Consider the following 17290-nt stretch of genomic DNA (forward strand, 5'->3'; position numbering starts at 1 on the left):
CGCCGCCCCGGCCGCCGGCGAGAGTCACGAAGGAGCACACGTTGGAGCAGCCGGAGCTGCGGGCCGCCGACGCGGACCGCGAGCGGGTGGCGGAGACCCTGCGCGTCGCGCTCAACGAGGGGCGGCTCGACCTCTCCGAGTTCGACGAGCGGTTGCAGGCCGTCTACGCCGCGAAGACGTACGCGGAGCTCGCGCCGATCACCGCCGACCTGCCCGGGCCGGTGCCCGCGGCCCAGTCCCAGTTGGCCGTGCCGCAGCCGGGGGCGCCGATGCCACTGGGAGCTCCGGTCGTACCCGGGAAATCGGGTTTTGTCCGCAACGCCATCGCCGGGTGGGCCAGCGCGTCGCTGATCACGACCGGGATCTGGGCGGCGATCAGCATCTCGACCGGCCACCCGCACTACTTCTGGCCGATCTGGGTCATCCTGCCGATGGGCGCGGCCGTGGTCGCCAAGCTGATCAAGGGCAGTGCCCACGAGGAGCGCGAGCGCAGCGACCGCGAGCAGCGCCGGGCCCGTCGCGAGGAACGCCGTGGGGTCCACGGCCACGGCCACCACCCGCACGGCCACCACGGGGACCGTCGGGACTGATCCGCACCGATCGTGCCCCGGTCGACCCGGTCAGGGTCCCGGGGCCGTTCTGTGCCCCACAGACCTTTTCCGGGTACGCCGCGGGTTGGGTACCGGTGCGGGCTTCGTTTCCCGCTCCGCGCCGGGGCGGTGGTCCGCGTCGATTCGAGGCACCGCCGCCCGCTCCACGGCGACCCGGTCGGCGCCAGCCCGACCGAGCGGCGGCTCAGGCGCGGGTGGCGTTGGCGCTGAGCGCTGCGGCCGGCAGGTGGCCCACTCCGCCGTCGTGCGCGGTCAGCACCCAGACCCCGTCGTCGAAGATCGCGATCGAGTGCTCGACGTGCACCGCCATCGAGGCGTCCTTGGTGACGACCGTCCAGCCGTCGTTGAGCTCGACCACCTTCGCGGAGCCCTCGGTGATCATCGGCTCGATGGCCAGCGCCATGCCCGCCACCAGCTCCGGGCCGCGACCCGGCCGGCCGTAGTTGTGCACGTGCGGGTCCTGGTGCATCTCCGTGCCGATGCCGTGCCCGCCGTAGCCGCGCACCGTGCCGTACTTGCCGACCTTGCGGACGCCGGTCTCCACCGCGTGCCCGATGTCGGAGAGCCGGGCGCCGGCCTGCGCGGCCGCGATCCCGGCCCACATGCCCGACTCGGCGGCCTCGATCATCGTCAGCAGCTCCGGACGGACCTCGCCGACCGGCACCGTGATCGCCGAGTCGCCGTGCCAGCCGTCCAGGATCGCGCCGCAGTCTATCGAGACCAGGTCCCCGTCGCGAAGGACCTGCTTCGTCGACGGGATGCCGTGCACGACCTGCTCGTTCACGGAGGCGCAGATCGTGGCCGGGAAGCCGTGGTACCCCTTGAACGACGGGACCGCGCCCACCGACCGGATATGCTCCTCCGCCAGGGCGTCGAGCTCACCGGTCGAGACGCCGGGGCGCACCGCCGCCCGCAGCTTCGCGAGCGTGTCCGCCACGATCAGACCCGCCGCCCGCATCTTGTGCAACTGCTCGGGCGTCTTGATCTGGATGTCGTCGCCGTACAAAGTGCTGTCCCCGCTCTCGGCCACTCGGGCCTGCTTATCCCCCGTACGACCGGAGCGCGTCGATCGCCCGGTTCGTAATGTCCTCGACCGGTCCGGTCGCGTCGATGCCCACGAGCTTGCCCTGGGCGCCGTAGAAGTCGACCAGCGGGGCGGTCTTCTCCGCGTACTCCTTCAACCGGTTGGCGATCGTCGCCGGGTTGTCGTCGTCGCGCTGGAAGAGCTCGCCCTGGCAGTTGTCGCACACGCCCGGCTTGGCCGTCGGCTCGAACTCGACGTGCCAGATCCGGCCGCAGCTGCGGCACATCCGCCGGCCGGACAGCCGCCGGATGACCTCGTCGTCGTCCACGACGAGCTCCAGCACCAGGTCCAGCGTGAAGCCCAGGTCGACGAGCAGCTTGTCCAGCGCCACGGCCTGCGGCACGGTACGCGGGAAGCCGTCGAGCAGGAAGCCGTCGCTCGCGTCGGACTCGGCCAGCCGGTCGCGGACCATGTTGATGGTGACCTCGTCCGGGACCAGGTCACCCGCGTCCATGTACCGCTTCGCCTCGAGCCCGAGGGGGGTCTTCTGGGTCACGTTGGCCCGGAAGATGTCCCCGGTCGAGATCCCCGGAACCGCGAGGTGCGACGCGATGAACTGCGCCTGGGTGCCCTTACCGGCCCCGGGTGGTCCTACCAGAACGAGCCTCACGCGGAACCCACCTCACTGCGCCTGCGAACCCGCGCCACTACCTCAGGAACCCTTCGTAGTTGCGCTGCATGAGCTGGCTCTCGATCTGCTTGACCGTCTCCAGGCCCACGCCGACGATGATCAGCACCGCTGTACCACCGAACGGGAAGTTCTGTTGGTTGCCGCCGGCCAGGCCCATGAACAGGTTCGGCAGGACGGCGATGATACCGAGGTAGAGAGCACCCGGGAGCGTGATGCGGCTCAGGATGAAGTCGAGGTACTCGGCGGTCGGCTTGCCCGGGCGGATACCCGGGATGAAGCCGCCGTACTTCTTCATGTTGTCCGCGACCTCGGTCGGGTTGAACGTGATGGCCACGTAGAAGTACGTGAAGAACAGGATCATCGCGAAGTACAGCAGGATGTGCACCCAGCTGTCCTGGGGGATGACCCACTTGTTGATCCACGCGCCCCACGCGGGCAGGTTGTTCTGGTCCATCAGCTGGAGGCCGAGCGTCGGCAGGTACAGCAGCGACGAGGCGAAGATGACCGGGATGACGCCGGCCTGGTTGACCTTCAGCGGGATGTAGGTGGAGGTGCCCCCGTACATCCGGCGGCCGACCATCCGCTTGGCGTACTGCACCGGGACCCGGCGCTGTGCCTGCTCGATGAAGATGACCAGCGCGATCACGATGAGGCCGATGCCGACGACGATCGCGAAGTTCAGCTTGTTCTGCTGCCAGATCTGCAGGCCCTCGGCGGGGAGCCGGGCCGCGATCGAGGTGAAGATCAGGACGGACATGCCGTTGCCGACGCCCTTGTCCGTGACCATCTCGCCGAGCCACATGATCACACCGGTTCCGGCGGTCATCGTGATGACCAGGCACGTCAGCGTGAGCCAGTTCGGCATGATCGAGCTGACCGGGATCGGCTCGGTGTCAGCGGTGCTGCACTGGTTGTTGAAGAGCTGCCCCGACTTGGCGAGAGCCACGAACCCGGAGGCCTGGAGGACCGCGAGGCCCAGCGTCAGGTACCGCGTGTACTGCGTGATCTTCGCCTGCCCCGACTGCCCCTCCTTCTTCAACTGCTCGAGCCGCGGGATGACCACGGTCAGCAGCTGCAGGATGATGCTCGCCGTGATGTAGGGCATGATGCCCAGCGCGAACACCGTCAGCTGGAGGAGGGCTCCACCGGAGAACAGGTTCAGCAGCGTGAAGACCTCGTTGCTGTCGCCCGTGCTCATCCGGTCGATACACCGCTGCACGTTGCCGTAGTTCACACCGGGGCTGGGGATGGTGGCGCCCAGCCGGTAGATGGCGACGATGAACAGGGTGAACAACAGTTTCTTGCGCAGGTCAGGCGTGCGGAACGCACTGAAAAATGCGGAGAGCAACAGATCCTCCTGCGCGAGCGGCCACGGGGGGCGGCCGATTGCCGGTGAGCGGTGTTGGGCCCGGCGGGCCCACCGCATGGGGGGGGTGAAGCCTATATGCGACCGGACTCTAACAGCACATGGCCCCTCCGGTCAGGAGGGCCGGCCGGACTATTTCATCCGGGGCCGCAGAAACCACCCCGAACGAGACGCGGACCCTGCCCGGAACGCCGTCCCCATTGTGCTGGGGACTGCGGTCACTGGACAGGGTCCATCGCCACTTGTTACAGCTCGGTGACCGAGCCGCCGGCAGCCTCGATCTTCTCCTTGGCCGACGCGCTGAACGCGTTGGCCGAGATGTCGAGCTTCACGCCGCCCAGGTCCCCGCTGCCGAGAACCTTGACGAGCTGCCCCTTGCGCACCGCGCCGGCCTGAACCAGCTCGAGCACGCCGATGGTGCCGCCGTTCGGGAACAGCTCAGCCAGACGCTCCAGGTTCACGACCTGGAACTCCACCTTGAACTTGTTCTTGAAACCCTTGAGCTTCGGCAGGCGCATGTGAATGGGCATCTGCCCACCCTCGAACCACTGGTGCACGGAACGACGGGCCTTGGTGCCCTTCGTGCCACGACCGGCGGTCTTGCCCTTCGAGCCCTCACCGCGACCAACGCGGGTCTTGACCGTCTTCGCACCGGGAGCCGGGCGCAGGTGGTGAACCTTGATCGTCATCGCTACTCGACCTCCTCGACCTTGACGAGGTGAATCACGGTCTTGATCATGCCCCGAATCTCGGGGCGGTCCTCTTTGACCACCTCATCGTTGATCCGCTTCAGGCCAAGCGTCCGCAGCGTGTCCCGCTGGTTCTGCTTGCCACCGATACCGGACCGGAGCTGGGTGACCTTCAGACGTGCCATGTCATGCCCCCGCAGCCGCCGCACGAGCCCGCAGCATGGCGGCCGGTGCGACATCCTCGACCGGGAGCCCACGGCGCGCGGCCACAGCCTCCGGCGATTCCAACGACTTCAGAGCAGCGACCGTCGCGTGCACGATGTTGATCGCGTTCGACGAACCCTGGCTCTTGGACAGAACGTCGTGGATACCGACGCACTCCAGCACGGCGCGCACCGGACCACCGGCGATGACACCGGTACCAGCGCTGGCGGGCTTCAGCAGGACCTTGCCCGCCGCGTCCTCACCGAGCACCGGGTGCGGGATCGTCGAACCGATCCGCGGCACCTTGAAGAAGTGCTTCTTGGCCTCTTCGACACCCTTGGCGATCGCCGCGGGCACCTCCTTGGCCTTGCCGTACCCGACGCCTACGGTGCCGTCGCCGTCTCCGACCACGACGAGCGCGGTGAAGCTGAACCGACGACCACCCTTGACCACCTTGGCCACGCGGTTGATAGCAACCACGCGCTCCAGGTGCGGCGTCTTCTCCTGGGCCTGACCCCGACCACCCTCGCGACGGTTGTCGCGACGATTGCCCTGGCCACCACCCTCGTTACTCGTGCCAGCGGTACCGGACCCACCGCCACGGCGCTGTGCTCCTGGCATCAGACTCTCCTCTCGTGACGGTTTCTAGAACTCAAGTCCGGCTTCGCGGGCCGCGTCGGCCAGGGCGGCGATGCGCCCCGTGTACCGGTCGCCACCGCGGTCGAAGACCACAGCGCTGATCCCGGCGGCCTTGGCGCGCTCCGCTACCAGTGCACCGACCTTGGTGGCGAGAGCGCGCTTGTCGCCCTCGGCCCCGCGGAAGGACGCCTCGAGCGTGGACGCCGACGCCAGGGTGATGCCCTTGGTGTCGTCCACGATCTGAGCGACCATGTGCCGCAGCGAACGGGTGACCACCAGGCGCGGACGCTCGGAGGTGCCGTTGACGTTCTTGCGCACCCGGAAGTGCCGGCGCGCACGCGCGACCCGACGGTTGGCAGAGATGCCCCCACCGTTCCGGCGCTTGAGCAGCGTGGCGGTCACTTCTTGCCTGCCTTTCCAGCCTTGCGGCGGACGTTCTCGCCCTGGTACCGCACACCCTTGCCCTTGTACGGCTCCGGCGGGCGGATCTTGCGGATGTTCGCGGCGACCTCGCCCACCTGCTGCTTGTCGATGCCCTCGATCGAGAAGATCGTCGGCTTCTCGACGGCGAAGGTGATACCCGCCGGGGCGGGGACGACAACCGGGTGGGAGAAGCCCAGAGCGAACTCCAGGTCCGAGCCCTTGGCGGTCACGCGGTAACCGGTGCCCTGAATTTCCAGAACCTTCTTGTAGCCGGTGGTCACACCGACGATCATGTTGGCCACGAGCGTACGGGAAAGCCCGTGCAGCTCCTTGGCCTTGCGCTCGTCGTTCGGCCGGACAACTGCGATCTGGCCGTTCTCCTCGCGCTCAGCCGTGATCGGCTCGGCGAGGGTGTGCTCCAGCGACCCCTTGGGGCCCTTCACCTTGACGGTCTGGCCGTCAATGGTGATGTCGACCCCGGTGGGGACATCAATCGGCTTACGCCCAATACGCGACATGTATCTGCCCCTTACCAGACGTAGGCGAGGACTTCCCCGCCTACCCCTCGCTTGCGGGCCTGCCGGTCGGTGAGCAGCCCCTGTGACGTCGAGATGATCGCAACGCCCAGGCCGCCGAGCACCCGAGGAAGCTCGGGAGACTTGGCGTACACCCGGAGACCGGGCTTGGACACGCGGCGGATGCCGGCGAGGCTCCGCTCCCGGTTCTGGCCGAACTTGAGCTCCACGTGGAGAGTCCTGCCAACGGCGCCCTCAGCGGGCTCCTCGACGGTCCAGCCGGTGATGTAGCCCTCGGCCTTGAGGACCTCGGCGATGTTCGCCTTGATCTTCGAGTAGGGCATCTTCACCTGGTCGTGGTACGCCTGATTGGCGTTGCGCAGACGCGTGAGCATGTCTGCGATCGGGTCGGTCATCGTCATCGGTTTAAATCAGCCTTTCTCGCCGCGGTTCCCGGAATTACTAGGGCCTACGGCGAAGCGCGGTGGCTAAGTAGTTCGGTTACCAGGAGGCCTTGGTCACGCCGGGGAGCTCGCCGCGGTGGGCCATCTCCCGGATGCAGATCCGGCAGAGGCCGAACTTGCGGTACACGGCCTTCGGACGTCCGCAACGCTGGCAGCGGGTGTACGCACGGACCGCGAACTTCGGCTTCGCGGCCGCCTTGAGAATCAGCGCCTTCTTAGCCATCAGTTCTCCTTGAACGGGAAGCCCAGGAGCTTCAGCAGCGCCCGGCCCTCGTCGTCGGTCTTCGCGGTCGTGACCACGGTGATGTCCATACCGCGGACGCGGTCGATCTTGTCCTGGTCGATCTCGTGGAACGTCGACTGCTCGGTCAGACCGAACGTGTAGTTGCCGTTGCCGTCGAGCTTGCGCCCGTCCAGACCGCGGAAGTCACGGATACGGGGCAGCGAGATCGACAGCAGTCGGTCCAGGAACTCCCACATCCGGTCGCCCCGCAGGGTGACCTTCGCGCCGATCGGCATGCCCTCACGGAGCTTGAACTGCGCGATCGACTTGGTCGCCTTGCGGATCAGCGGCTTCTGACCGGTGATCGTGGTCAGGTCGCGGACGGCGCCGTCGATCAGCTTGGCGTCGCGAGCAGCCTCGCCGACACCCATGTTCACGACGATCTTGACCAGGCCGGGGATCAGCATCGAGTTCTTGTACTCGAACTGCTTCTGCAGCTCGGACTTGACCTCGTCGCGGTACCGCGTCTTGAGGCGCGGGGCCACCTTCTCAACCGTCGTCATCACAGGTCCTTACCGTTGCTGCGCGCGATGCGAACCTTCACGCCGGACTCGTCAACGCGAGCTCCCACGCGGGTCGGCTTGCCGTCGCTGTCGACCACGGCCACGTTGCTCACGTGGATCGGGGCCTCCTGGGTGATGATGCCACCGGTCTTCGCGCCACGCTGGGTGGTACGGATGCTGGTGTGCTTCTTGACCCGGTTCACGCCCTCGACCAGGACCTTGTCGAGCGTCGGGTAGGCCGCGATGACCTTGCCCTTGGCGCCCTTGTCCTTGCCCGCGATGACGACGACCGTGTCGCCCTTCTTGATCTTCACGGTCTACAACACCTCCGGTGCGAGGGAGATGATCTTCATGAACCGCTTGTCCCGCAGCTCACGGCCGACCGGGCCGAAGATGCGGGTACCGCGGGGGTCGCCACCATCCTTGATGATGACGGCGGCGTTCTCGTCGAAGCGAATGTACGAGCCGTCCGGCCGGCGCTTCTCCTTGGCGGTGCGAACGATGACAGCCTTCACGACGTCACCCTTCTTCACACCGGCCGCGGGGATCGCGTCCTTGACCGTGGCCACGATGACGTCGCCAATGCTCGCGTAGCGCCGACCGGAGCCACCGAGAACACGGATGCAAAGGATTTCCTTGGCACCTGTGTTGTCGGCGACGCGCAGTCGCGACTCCTGCTGGATCACGTGAACTCCTGTTGTCTCGCCGGTTCTCTACCGCCCACAGCAGCAGAGCCTGGCGGAACTAGCCGGTTACTTACTTGGCCTTCTCGAGGATCTCCACGATCCGCCAACGCTTGGTGGCCGACAGCGGACGCGTCTCCATGAGGACAACGCGGTCGCCGATGCCGCAGGCGTTCTGCTCGTCGTGCGCCTTGAGCTTGCGAGTCCGCCGCAGAACCTTGCCGTAGAGCGGGTGCTTGACCCGGTCCTCGACAGCCACGACGACGGTCTTGTCCATCTTGTCGCTGACGACCAGGCCCTCGCGCGTCTTGCGACGGCTGCGCTCCTCGGTCTCAGCGGTTTCGTTCACGGTCTCGCTCATGACGCCACCTCAGTAGGCGCGGCGCTCAGACCAAGCTCGCGCTCGCGCATGATCGTGTAGATCCGGGCAACCTCACGCCGGACCGTCTGGAGCCGCCGGTTGTTGTCCAGCTGCCCCGTCGCCGCCTGCACCCGAAGGTTGAACAGCTCTGCCTTGGCTTCCGAGAGTCGGGTCTTGAGCTCCTCGTCGGAGACTTCCCGAACCTCAGCAGCCGGAGTAACCGCTGCCATCACGCCTCACCCACTTCGCGCTTAACAATGCGGCACTTCATCGGCAGCTTGTGGATCGCGCGTCGCATTGCTTCACGCGCGATCACCTCGTTCGGGAACGCCATCTCGAACAGGATCCGGCCCGGCTTGACGTTCGCCACCCACCACTCGGGGGAACCCTTACCGGAACCCATGCGGGTCTCGGCGGGCTTCTTCGTGATGGACTGGTCCGGGAAGATCGTGATCCAGACCTTACCGCCACGCTTGATGTGACGGGTCATCGCGATACGTGCCGACTCGATCTGCCGGTTCGTCACGTACGCGGGCTCCAGAGCCTGGATGCCGAACTCGCCGAAGACGACCCTGGTGCCGCCCTTGGCAGCGCCCGAGCGCTTCGGGTTGTGCGGCTTACGGAAGCCCTTCGGGGGCTTACGTGGCATCAACATGTCAGGTCAGCCCTCCTGCCCGTTTTCAGTCACCGGAGCGGCCTCAACAGCAGCAGCGGCGTCGGTGTTCTTGGTACCGCCGAACTCGGCCGCAGCCGCACGTCCAGCCTCAGTGCTGTGCCCGGTCGTACCGGTCGCACCCGAGCGACCACCACGACGGGGACGGTCCGCACCGCCACCGCGGGGCTCGCGGCGCGGACGGCCAGCGGCCGCCTGCTGCTCGAGCGCGTCGCGACCCGGAACGGCGTCGCCCTTGTAGATCCAGACCTTCACGCCGATCCGACCGAAGGTGGTCCGGGCCTCGAAGAAGCCGTAGTCGATGCCCGCACGCAGCGTGTGCAGCGGAACGCGACCCTCACGGTAGAACTCCGTGCGGCTCATCTCGGCGCCGCCGAGACGGCCGGAGACCTGAACCCGGATGCCCTTGACGAGCGGGTTCTTCATCGCCGACTGCATCGACTTACGCATCGCCCGCCGGAACGAAACCCGGCTGGAGAGCTGCTCGGCCACGCCCTGGGCGACCAGCTGCGCGTCCGACTCGGGGTTCTTGACCTCGAGGATGTTCAGCTGGATCTGCTTGCCCGTGAGCTTCTCGAGCACGTCGCGGAGCCGCTCGGCCTCCGCACCCTTCCGGCCGATGACAATGCCCGGCCGGGCGGTGTGGATGTCGATGCGGACCCGGTCCCGAGTGCGCTCGATGTCAACCTTCGAGATACCCGCGCGCTCAAGCCCCTTGGACATGAGACGACGGATCTTGACATCCTCGCCGACGTAGTCCTTGTACAGCTTGTCCGCGTACCACCGGGACTTGTACTCGGTGCTGATGCCGAGTCGGAACCCGTGCGGGTGAACTTTCTGACCCATTACTCGGCGCTCTCCTTCTCGGCCTCAACCGCCGGAGCGGCCTCGGCAGCCTTCGCGGCCTTCTTGACGGTACGCGGAGCCGCCGCCTGCACGCTCTCGACCACGATCGTGATGTGGCAGGTGCGCTTGCGGATCCGGTACGCCCGACCCTGAGCCCGCGGCCTGAACCGCTTCAGCGTCGGACCCTCATCGACGAAAGCCTCGGCCACGAGCAGCGAGTCGGGGTCGAGCCGCTCGTTGTTCTCGGCGTTGGCGATCGCACTTGCGAGCACCTTGTAGATCGGCTCGCTGGCTGCCTGCGGCGCAAACTTGAGAACCGTGAGCGCCCTGTTGGCGGGCAGGCCACGGACCAGGTTGATCACCCGGCGTGCCTTACTCGCCGAGACGCGCACGTGGCGCGCAACCGCCCTCGCGCCCGGAAGCGCTGGAGCGTCGCCCTTAACTGGCATCGCTGTAAACCCCTACTCGTCGATTCCCGGCCGGTTAGCGCCGACGGCTCTTGCGGTCGTCCTTCTCGTGACCCTTGAACGTCCGGGTCAGAGCGAACTCGCCGAGCTTGTGCCCGACCATCGCCTCCGAGATAAAGACGGGCACGTGCTTGCGCCCGTCGTGCACGGCGATCGTGTGCCCCAGGAAGTCCGGGGTGATGGTCGAGCGCCGCGACCAGGTCTTGATGACGTTCTTGGTGCCCTTTTCGTTCTGGACATCCACCTTCTTCTGAAGGTGGTCGTCTACGAAGGGGCCCTTCTTGAGACTGCGAGGCATCTCTCGTTACTCCCGGACTAACCGCGCTTGCGGGTCGCGTAGCGACGGCGGACGATGAGCTTGTCGCTGGCCTTACCCTTGCGGCGCGTACGCCCCTCGGGCTTGCCGTTCGGGTTGACCGGGTGACGACCACCGGAGGTCTTGCCCTCACCACCACCGTGCGGGTGGTCAACCGGGTTCATCGCGACACCACGGACGGTCGGGCGCTTGCCCTTCCACCGCATACGGCCGGCCTTACCCCAGTTGATGTTGGACTGCTCTGCGTTGCCGATCTCACCGATGGTGGCACGGCAGCGGATGTCCACCCGCCGCATCTCACCCGAGGGCAGACGAAGGGTCGCGTACGGCCCCTCCTTGCCCAGGAGCTGGATGCCAACACCCGCGGAGCGGGCCATCTTGGCCCCGCCGCCGGGACGAAGCTCCACAGCGTGGATCGTCGTACCGGTCGGGATGTTGCGCAGCGGCAGGTTGTTGCCCGGCTTGATGTCGGCACCAACGCCGGCCTCAATACGGTCGCCCTGCTTCAGGTCCTTCGGCGCGATGATGTACCGCTTCTCGCCGTCAGCGAAGTGCAGGAGCGCGATCCGAGCCGTACGGTTCGGGTCGTACTCGATGTGCGCGACCTTGGCCGGCACGCCGTCCTTGTCCGCCCGCTTGAAATCGATCAGACGGTACTGACGCTTGTGACCGCCACCCTGGTGGCGAGTCGTGATCCGACCCTGCGCGTTCCGGCCGCCCTTGGAGTGCAGCGGGCGCAGCAGCGACTTCTCGGGAGTGCTGCGCGTGATCTCAGCGAAGTCAGCAACGCTGGAACCACGGCGACCCGGGGTCGTCGGCTTGTACTTGCGGATGCCCATTTACCTACTCCTCGTCAGCTGACCGGGCCGCCGAAGGCCTCAATCCGGTCACCCGGGGCCAACGTCACGATCGCGCGCTTGGTGTCCTTGCGCTTGCCCCAGCCGAACTTGGTGCGCTTGCGCTTACCCTCGCGGTTGAGCGTGTTCACCGACTCCACCTTGACGCTGAAGATCTGCTGGATAGCGATCTTGATGTGCGTCTTGTTGGCGTCCGGGTGAACCAGGAACGTGTACTTGTTCTGGTCCAGCAGGCCGTAGCTCTTCTCGGAGACGACCGGCTGCAGGATGACGTCTCGGGGATCCCCGAAGCTCACGCCGCTCACTTGCTCTCCTCCTGCTCCTGCTTGGTACCCAGGAACTCGTTCAGAGCCTCGACGGTGAAGACCACGTCGTCGTTGACCAGCACGTCGTACGTGTTGAGCTGGTCGACGGCGAGCAGGTGCACCGTGGGCACGTTCCGCAGGCTCAGCCAGGAGGTCTCCTCCGTGCGGCTCAGCACGATCAGGGCGCGGGTGGCGTCCGAGACCTTGTTGAGCGCGGCCATCGCGGTCTTCGTGGACGGCTTCTCGCCGGACACGAACGACTCGATGACGAAGACCTGGCCGTTACGGGCCCGGTCGGAGAGAGCGCCACGCAGGGCGGCGGCCTTCATCTTCTTGGGGGTCCGCTGCGAGTAGTCACGCGGGACGGGCCCGTGCGAGACGCCACCACCAGCGAACTGGGGAGAACGAGTCGAGCCCTGACGGGCGCGGCCGGTCCCCTTCTGCTTGTAAGGCTTGCGACCGCCGCCGGAAACCTCAGCGCGGGTCTTCACCTTGTGCGTGCCCTGGCGGGCGGCAGCGAGCTGCGCGACCACGACCTGGTGCATCAGCGGGATGTTCGACTGGACGTCGAAGATCGCAGCGGGGAGCTCGACCGAGCCGGTCGTGGCGCCCTCGGCGTCACGGATGTCAACCGCGGTCATTACTTCACACCGCCCTTCTTCAAGTTCGTCTTCGCAGCGGTACGGATGAGGACAACAGCGCCCTTCGGTCCCGGGACAGCGCCCCGAACCAGGATGAGGTTGTTCTCAACGTCAACCGCGTGCACCGACAGGTTCTGGACGGTGAAGCGAACGCCACCCATCCGACCGGCCATCCGCGTGCCCCTGAAGACGCGACCGGGGGTCGCGCAGGCGCCGATGGAACCGGGCGAACGGTGCTTGCGCTGCACACCGTGCGTCGCGCGGAGACCGTGGAAGCCGTGCCGCTTCATGACGCCGGCGTAGCCCTTGCCCTTGGTCCGACCCGTGACGTCCACGGTGACACCGACCGGGAACTCCTCGGCGGTGATCTCCTGGCCCAGGGCGTACGCGTCGGCGTCCGGCGTCCGAATCTCGACGACGTGACGGCGCGGAGCGACCCCGGCCTTCTCGTAGTGACCGGCCAGCGGCTTGTTCACCTTGCGCGGGTCGATCGACCCGTACGCGAGCTGAACGGCGGCGTAGCCGTCCTTGTCGGTGCTGCGAACCTGGCTGACCACGCACGGGCCGGCCTGCACCACAGTCACCGGGACAACCTTGTTGTTGTCCCAGACCTGGGTCATGCCGAGCTTGGCGCCCAGGATGCCCTTGACTTGCCTGTCCATTGTCCGGTCCCTACAGCTTGATCTCGATGTCGACACCAGCCGGAAGGTCGAGTCGCATGAGCGAGTCGACCGTCTTCGGGGTCGGGTCGATGATGTCGATCAGACGCTTGTGCGTGCGCATCTCGAAGTGCTCGCGCGAGTCCTTGTACTTGTGCGGCGAGCGGATGACGCAGTAGCGGTTGATCTCCGTCGGCAGCGGCACCGGGCCTGCGACCTGAGCGCCGGTACGCGTCACGGTCTCGACGATCTTCCGAGCCGAAGAGTCCACGACCTCGTGGTCGTAGGCCTTGAGCCGGATGCGGATCTTCTGTCCCGCCATGGTGGCTTCTGTTTCCTTCTCTCGTGCCGCTGCTGGCCGAGGCCAGTTTCGCCTCGATTGCTTCCGACCCCCGCGCTCGGGCGTGTCGCGCTCTAGGGCCATACTCCGCCCCGGAGGACGGACAGCGGGCCCCGGTGCGACGACGGGGTCGGGGTGTTCGAGCGGGGTCGAACACCGCGAGACGGGGCGGCCCTGGATGACTCCGGAGACCGGACAGCCGAGGCCGCCCCGCAACGCACAACCTATTCATTATGCCGTACGAGGTACGGCAAAGTGAAATCGGGTTACTTAAGAATCTTAGTGACGCGCCCCGCACCCACGGTGCGGGAGCCCTCGCGGATGGCGAAACGGAGACCGTCCTCCATCGCGATGGGCTGGATCAGCGCCACAGTCATCTCGGTGTTGTCGCCGGGCATGACCATCTCGGTGCCCTCGGGCAGCGTGACGACGCCGGTGACGTCAGTCGTCCGGAAGTAGAACTGCGGACGGTAGTTGTTGAAGAACGGCGTGTGACGGCCGCCCTCTTCCTTCGAGAGGATGTAGACGTTCGCCTCGAAGTCGGTGTGCGGAGTGGTCGTGCCCGGCTTGATGATGACCTGGCCGCGCTCGATGTCCTCACGCTTCACACCACGGAGCAGCAGACCGACGTTCTCGCCAGCGCGGCCCTCGTCGAGCAGCTTGCGGAACATCTCGACACCGGTGACGGTGGTCGACTGCTTGGTCGTCTTGATGCCGATGATGTCGACAGTCTCGTTGACCTTGATGATGCCCCGCTCGATACGCCCGGTGGCGACGGTGCCACGACCGGTGATCGTGAACACGTCCTCGACCGGCATGAGGAACGGCTTGTCAACCTCGCGCTCCGGCTGCGGGATCGCGGTGTCGACCGCGTCCATCAGCTCGAGCAGCTTGGCGGACCAGGTCGGGTCGCCCTCGAGAGCCTTGAGCGCCGAGACCTGGACGACCGGAAGGTCGTCACCCGGGAACTCGTAGGTCGAGAGCAGCTCCCGGACCTCCATCTCGACGAGCTCGAGGAGCTCCTCGTCCTCGACCATGTCGCTCTTGTTGAGCGCCACGACGATGTACGGAACGCCGACCTGGCGGGCCAGGAGCACGTGCTCCTTGGTCTGCGGCATCGGGCCGTCGGTCGCCGCGACCACCAGGATCGCGCCGTCCATCTGCGCGGCACCGGTGATCATGTTCTTGATGTAGTCCGCGTGACCCGGGCAGTCAACGTGGGCGTAGTGCCGCGACTCGGTCTGGTACTCGACGTGCGCGATGGAGATCGTGATACCACGAGCCTTCTCCTCGGGCGCCTTGTCGATCTCGTCGAACGGCGTGTACGGGTTGAGGTCCGGGTACTTGTCGTGCAGGACCTTCGTGATGGCCGCAGTCAGCGTCGTCTTACCGTGGTCAATGTGACCGATGGTGCCGATGTTGACGTGCGGCTTAGTCCGCTCGAACTTCGCCTTCGCCACTGTGTCCTCCTGTGGACCGTTGGTTACGTCGATCTGGGTCTGGTCCGGGTGGGACCGGCCCGGTGATGCTGCCCGGGCGTGACTACCGGCGAACTACTCGCCGGTGGCCTTCGCGATGATCTCCTTCGCCACGTTGGCCGGAACCTCGGCGTAGGAGTCGAACTGCATCGAATAGCTCGCCCGGCCCTGGGTCTTCGACCGCAGGTCGCCGACGTAGCCGAACATCTCCGACAGCGGCACCAGGGCCCGGACGACTCGGGCGCCGGAGCGCTCCTCCATCGCCTGGATGATGCCACGCCGGGAGTTGAGGTCGCCGATGACGTCACCCATGTTGTCCTCGGGGGTGACGACCTCGACTGCCATCATCGGCTCGAGGATGGTGGGGTTCGCCTTGCGGGCGGCCTCCTTCATCACGATCGAGCCGGCGATCTTGAATGCCATCTCGGACGAGTCGACCTCGTGGTACGCACCGTCGAGGAGCGTGAACTTCACGCCCACCAGCGGGTACCCAGCGAGGACACCGTACTGCAGGGAGTCCTGCGCACCGGCGTCGACCGAGGGGATGTACTCCTTCGGGATACGGCCGCCGGAGACGGCGTTCACGAACTCGTACGTCGGGCCGTCGGGAGTCATCTCCAACGGCTCGACCTTGACGATGACCTTGGCGTACTGGCCGGATCCACCGGTCTGCTTCTTGTGCACGTAGTCGAGCTTGTCGACGGTGCCCTTGATCGTCTCGCGGTAGGCCACCTGCGGCTTGCCGATGTTGGCCTCGACGCTGAACTCGCGACGCATCCGGTCGACCAGGATGTCGAGGTGCAGCTCGCCCATACCGGAGATGACGGTCTGGCCGGTGTCCTCGTCGGTCTTGACCTGGAAGGTCGGGTCCTCCTCGGCCAGGCGCTGGATCGCGGTGCCCAGCTTCTCCTGGTCGGCCTTCGACTTCGGCTCGATCGCCACCGAGATGACCGGGGCCGGGAACGTCATCGACTCGAGGATCACCGGGTTCGCCGGGTCACACAGCGTGTCACCGGTGGTGGTCTGCTTCAGACCCTGCACCGCGATGATGTCACCAGCCGACGCCGACGAACGCTCTTCGCGCTTGTTGGCGTGCATCTGGTAGATCTTGCCGATCCGCTCCTTGCGCTCCTTGGTCGAGTTGCTGACCTGGGTGCCCGACTCGAGCGTGCCCGAGTAGACCCGGACGTAGGTCAGCTTGCCGAGGTGCTTGTCTGTCTGGATCTTGAAGGCGAGGCCCGAGAAGGGCTCCTTCGGGTCCGGGTGACGGATGACGACGGTCTCGCCGTTGAGCGCGGTGCCCTCGTACGCCGGAACGTCCAGGGGCGACGGCAGGTAGTCGATGACGGCGTCGAGCATCGGCTGGATGCCCTTGTTCTTGAACGCCGAACCACACAGCACCGGGTTGGCCTTCGAGGCGAGGGTGGCGCGACGGATCGCGGCCTTGATCTCGGTGTTCGAGATCTCGTCCCCACTGAGGAACAGCTCGGCGAAGTGGTCGTCCACGTCCGCGAGGGTCTCGAGCAGCGTCTCGCGAGCCTGGTCCGCGGCGTCGACCAGGTCGGCCGGGATCGCCTCGACGGCGTAGTCCTCGCCCTTGGTGGTCTCGCCACGCCAGGTCAGGGCACGCATGCCGATGACGTCCACGACACCGATGTGGTCGCCCTCGAGCCCGATCGGGATCTGGAGCACCAGCGGGGTGGCGTTGAGCCGGTCGACCATCATCTCGACGCAGCGGTCGAAGTTCGCGCCGGTGCGGTCGAGCTTGTTGACGAAGCACATGCGGGGCACGTGGTACTTGTCGGCCTGACGCCAGACGTTCTCCGTCTGCGGCTCCACGCCGGCGACGCCGTCGTAGACCGCGACCGCGCCGTCGAGCACCCGCAGGGACCGCTCGACCTCAACCGTGAAGTCGACGTGACCCGGGGTGTCGATGATCTGGATCGTGTGACCAGCCCACTCGCACTTGGTGGCGGCGGACGTGATCGTGATCCCGCGCTCCTGCTCCTGCTCCATCCAGTCCATGACGGCAGCGCCCTCGTGGACCTCACCGATCTTGTACGTGATGCCGGTGTAGAACAGGATCCGCTCGGTGGTCGTCGTCTTACCGGCGTCGATGTGCGCCATGATCCCGATGTTGCGAACCTTGGCGAGCGCGTTGTCGGCGGCAGCCACTGTGATCCCTACTTCGTCTCTAGAAAGTCCTGGAGTTTGCACTCACTAGTTTGCAGGTCCTGGCGACCGGGTTTTTC

27 protein-coding genes are annotated in these 17290 nt (G+C 66.4%); 1 reads left to right on the forward strand and 26 read right to left on the reverse strand.

Translation table 11 applies throughout. The features are described from left to right. Positions 1 to 41: 41 nt before the first annotated feature. Positions 42 to 590, forward strand: a complete 549-nt coding sequence (locus PT931_RS23775; RefSeq protein ID WP_456247945.1) for a DUF1707 SHOCT-like domain-containing protein — start codon at positions 42 to 44, stop codon at positions 588 to 590. Between the two features lie 205 nt (positions 591 to 795). Here PT931_RS23775 and map read toward each other — a convergent pair whose 3' ends face one another. The 26 genes from map to fusA form a co-directional block, all read right to left on the reverse strand. Continuing rightward, positions 796 to 1641, reverse strand: a complete 846-nt coding sequence (gene map, locus PT931_RS23780) for a type I methionyl aminopeptidase (protein ID WP_456247946.1) — start codon at positions 1639 to 1641, stop codon at positions 796 to 798. Between the two features lie 10 nt (positions 1642 to 1651). Next, positions 1652 to 2305 (reverse strand): adenylate kinase, encoded by a 654-nt coding sequence (locus PT931_RS23785; RefSeq protein ID WP_363729447.1) that lies wholly within the window; start codon positions 2303 to 2305, stop codon positions 1652 to 1654. A 37-nt stretch (positions 2306 to 2342) separates the two neighbouring features. Beyond that, positions 2343 to 3674 carry a preprotein translocase subunit SecY gene (secY, locus tag PT931_RS23790; protein ID WP_456247947.1) on the reverse strand — a complete coding sequence of 444 codons (1332 nt, stop codon included), beginning with the start codon at positions 3672 to 3674 and terminating at the stop codon, positions 2343 to 2345. Positions 3675 to 3937: 263 nt separating this feature from the next. Further along, positions 3938 to 4381 (reverse strand): 50S ribosomal protein L15, encoded by a 444-nt coding sequence (gene rplO, locus PT931_RS23795; RefSeq protein WP_363729450.1) that lies wholly within the window; start codon positions 4379 to 4381, stop codon positions 3938 to 3940. Positions 4382 to 4383: 2 nt separating this feature from the next. Continuing rightward, entirely contained in the window at positions 4384 to 4566 is a 183-nt protein-coding gene (gene rpmD, locus PT931_RS23800; protein WP_197006674.1) for a 50S ribosomal protein L30, read from the reverse strand. A gap of 1 nt (position 4567) precedes the next feature. Next, positions 4568 to 5206, reverse strand: a complete 639-nt coding sequence (gene rpsE, locus PT931_RS23805; RefSeq protein WP_197006673.1) for a 30S ribosomal protein S5 — start codon at positions 5204 to 5206, stop codon at positions 4568 to 4570. 24 nt (positions 5207 to 5230) lie between these two features. After that, positions 5231 to 5626 (reverse strand): 50S ribosomal protein L18, encoded by a 396-nt coding sequence (rplR, locus tag PT931_RS23810; RefSeq protein WP_456247948.1) that lies wholly within the window; start codon positions 5624 to 5626, stop codon positions 5231 to 5233. Beyond that, complete coding sequence (gene rplF, locus PT931_RS23815) at positions 5623 to 6165, reverse strand: 50S ribosomal protein L6 (protein WP_363729454.1); 543 nt, start codon at positions 6163 to 6165, stop codon at positions 5623 to 5625. Before rplF ends, rplR begins: the two co-directional genes overlap by 4 nt. Before the next feature lie 11 nt (positions 6166 to 6176). Further along, complete coding sequence (gene rpsH / locus PT931_RS23820; protein ID WP_197006671.1) at positions 6177 to 6584, reverse strand: 30S ribosomal protein S8; 408 nt, start codon at positions 6582 to 6584, stop codon at positions 6177 to 6179. A 79-nt stretch (positions 6585 to 6663) separates the two neighbouring features. Next, on the reverse strand, positions 6664 to 6849 hold the full coding sequence (locus PT931_RS23825) for a type Z 30S ribosomal protein S14 (RefSeq protein ID WP_197006670.1): 186 nt from the start codon (positions 6847 to 6849) through the stop codon (positions 6664 to 6666). Beyond that, positions 6849 to 7412 carry a 50S ribosomal protein L5 gene (gene rplE, locus PT931_RS23830; RefSeq protein WP_363729457.1) on the reverse strand — a complete coding sequence of 188 codons (564 nt, stop codon included), beginning with the start codon at positions 7410 to 7412 and terminating at the stop codon, positions 6849 to 6851. The genes PT931_RS23825 and rplE overlap by 1 nt, the downstream gene beginning before the upstream one ends. Then, a complete protein-coding gene (gene rplX / locus PT931_RS23835) occupies positions 7412 to 7726 on the reverse strand; it encodes a 50S ribosomal protein L24 (RefSeq protein ID WP_363729459.1) in 315 nt (104 codons plus the stop codon). Before rplX ends, rplE begins: the two co-directional genes overlap by 1 nt. A 3-nt stretch (positions 7727 to 7729) precedes the next feature. Continuing rightward, positions 7730 to 8098, reverse strand: coding sequence for a 50S ribosomal protein L14 (rplN, locus tag PT931_RS23840; RefSeq protein ID WP_363729462.1), 369 nt, complete (start codon positions 8096 to 8098; stop codon positions 7730 to 7732). Positions 8099 to 8168: 70 nt separating this feature from the next. Next, entirely contained in the window at positions 8169 to 8456 is a 288-nt protein-coding gene (gene rpsQ / locus PT931_RS23845; RefSeq protein ID WP_197006666.1) for a 30S ribosomal protein S17, read from the reverse strand. Further along, the gene (gene rpmC / locus PT931_RS23850) at positions 8453 to 8686 is read right to left on the reverse strand and encodes a 50S ribosomal protein L29 (protein ID WP_363729464.1); all 234 of its coding nucleotides are present in this window, start codon (positions 8684 to 8686) and stop codon (positions 8453 to 8455) included. Before rpmC ends, rpsQ begins: the two co-directional genes overlap by 4 nt. Further along, positions 8686 to 9111, reverse strand: a complete 426-nt coding sequence (gene rplP / locus PT931_RS23855) for a 50S ribosomal protein L16 (RefSeq protein ID WP_197006664.1) — start codon at positions 9109 to 9111, stop codon at positions 8686 to 8688. The genes rpmC and rplP overlap by 1 nt, the downstream gene beginning before the upstream one ends. A 6-nt stretch (positions 9112 to 9117) precedes the next feature. Further along, on the reverse strand, positions 9118 to 9975 hold the full coding sequence (gene rpsC, locus PT931_RS23860) for a 30S ribosomal protein S3 (protein ID WP_363729466.1): 858 nt from the start codon (positions 9973 to 9975) through the stop codon (positions 9118 to 9120). Beyond that, a complete protein-coding gene (rplV, locus tag PT931_RS23865) occupies positions 9975 to 10424 on the reverse strand; it encodes a 50S ribosomal protein L22 (RefSeq protein WP_197006662.1) in 450 nt (149 codons plus the stop codon). The genes rpsC and rplV overlap by 1 nt, the downstream gene beginning before the upstream one ends. Positions 10425 to 10458: 34 nt before the next feature. Next, positions 10459 to 10740 (reverse strand): 30S ribosomal protein S19, encoded by a 282-nt coding sequence (gene rpsS, locus PT931_RS23870; RefSeq protein WP_018347767.1) that lies wholly within the window; start codon positions 10738 to 10740, stop codon positions 10459 to 10461. A 17-nt stretch (positions 10741 to 10757) separates the two neighbouring features. Next, on the reverse strand, positions 10758 to 11597 hold the full coding sequence (rplB, locus tag PT931_RS23875) for a 50S ribosomal protein L2 (protein ID WP_363729468.1): 840 nt from the start codon (positions 11595 to 11597) through the stop codon (positions 10758 to 10760). A gap of 14 nt (positions 11598 to 11611) precedes the next feature. Further along, positions 11612 to 11920, reverse strand: a complete 309-nt coding sequence (gene rplW, locus PT931_RS23880) for a 50S ribosomal protein L23 (RefSeq protein WP_197006660.1) — start codon at positions 11918 to 11920, stop codon at positions 11612 to 11614. After that, positions 11917 to 12561: a 50S ribosomal protein L4 gene (gene rplD, locus PT931_RS23885; protein WP_363729471.1), complete on the reverse strand. Its 645-nt coding sequence runs from the start codon at positions 12559 to 12561 to the stop codon at positions 11917 to 11919. The genes rplW and rplD overlap by 4 nt, the downstream gene beginning before the upstream one ends. Beyond that, entirely contained in the window at positions 12561 to 13223 is a 663-nt protein-coding gene (gene rplC / locus PT931_RS23890) for a 50S ribosomal protein L3 (RefSeq protein WP_363729472.1), read from the reverse strand. The genes rplD and rplC overlap by 1 nt, the downstream gene beginning before the upstream one ends. Before the next feature lie 10 nt (positions 13224 to 13233). Further along, entirely contained in the window at positions 13234 to 13542 is a 309-nt protein-coding gene (rpsJ, locus tag PT931_RS23895) for a 30S ribosomal protein S10 (RefSeq protein WP_018347762.1), read from the reverse strand. 284 nt (positions 13543 to 13826) lie between these two features. Further along, a complete protein-coding gene (tuf, locus tag PT931_RS23900; RefSeq protein ID WP_363729476.1) occupies positions 13827 to 15020 on the reverse strand; it encodes an elongation factor Tu in 1194 nt (397 codons plus the stop codon). A 93-nt stretch (positions 15021 to 15113) separates the two neighbouring features. Continuing rightward, positions 15114 to 17219: an elongation factor G gene (gene fusA, locus PT931_RS23905; protein WP_456248197.1), complete on the reverse strand. Its 2106-nt coding sequence runs from the start codon at positions 17217 to 17219 to the stop codon at positions 15114 to 15116. Between the last annotated feature and the right edge of the window lie 71 nt (positions 17220 to 17290).

This window comes from Longispora urticae, from assembly GCF_053902585.1.

Coding starts and splice junctions, on each gene's coding strand:
- rplV (WP_197006662.1), bottom strand. CDS start 10,424: ATGCCAGTTAAGGGCGACGCTCCAGCGCTTCCGGGCGCGAGGGCGGTT.
- rpsQ (WP_197006666.1), bottom strand. CDS start 8,456: ATGAGCGAGACCGTGAACGAAACCGCTGAGACCGAGGAGCGCAGCCGT.
- rpsJ (WP_018347762.1), bottom strand. CDS start 13,542: ATGGCGGGACAGAAGATCCGCATCCGGCTCAAGGCCTACGACCACGAG.
- rplC (WP_363729472.1), bottom strand. CDS start 13,223: ATGGACAGGCAAGTCAAGGGCATCCTGGGCGCCAAGCTCGGCATGACC.
- rplB (WP_363729468.1), bottom strand. CDS start 11,597: ATGGGCATCCGCAAGTACAAGCCGACGACCCCGGGTCGCCGTGGTTCC.
- rplP (WP_197006664.1), bottom strand. CDS start 9,111: ATGTTGATGCCACGTAAGCCCCCGAAGGGCTTCCGTAAGCCGCACAAC.
- rpsH (WP_197006671.1), bottom strand. CDS start 6,584: ATGACGATGACCGACCCGATCGCAGACATGCTCACGCGTCTGCGCAAC.
- PT931_RS23825 (WP_197006670.1), bottom strand. CDS start 6,849: ATGGCTAAGAAGGCGCTGATTCTCAAGGCGGCCGCGAAGCCGAAGTTC.
- rpmC (WP_363729464.1), bottom strand. CDS start 8,686: ATGGCAGCGGTTACTCCGGCTGCTGAGGTTCGGGAAGTCTCCGACGAG.
- rplF (WP_363729454.1), bottom strand. CDS start 6,165: ATGTCGCGTATTGGGCGTAAGCCGATTGATGTCCCCACCGGGGTCGAC.
- rpmD (WP_197006674.1), bottom strand. CDS start 4,566: ATGGCACGTCTGAAGGTCACCCAGCTCCGGTCCGGTATCGGTGGCAAG.
- rpsS (WP_018347767.1), bottom strand. CDS start 10,740: ATGCCTCGCAGTCTCAAGAAGGGCCCCTTCGTAGACGACCACCTTCAG.
- rplD (WP_363729471.1), bottom strand. CDS start 12,561: ATGACCGCGGTTGACATCCGTGACGCCGAGGGCGCCACGACCGGCTCG.
- rplE (WP_363729457.1), bottom strand. CDS start 7,412: ATGACGACGGTTGAGAAGGTGGCCCCGCGCCTCAAGACGCGGTACCGC.
- rpsC (WP_363729466.1), bottom strand. CDS start 9,975: ATGGGTCAGAAAGTTCACCCGCACGGGTTCCGACTCGGCATCAGCACC.
- rplO (WP_363729450.1), bottom strand. CDS start 4,381: ATGACGATCAAGGTTCACCACCTGCGCCCGGCTCCCGGTGCGAAGACG.
- rpsE (WP_197006673.1), bottom strand. CDS start 5,206: ATGCCAGGAGCACAGCGCCGTGGCGGTGGGTCCGGTACCGCTGGCACG.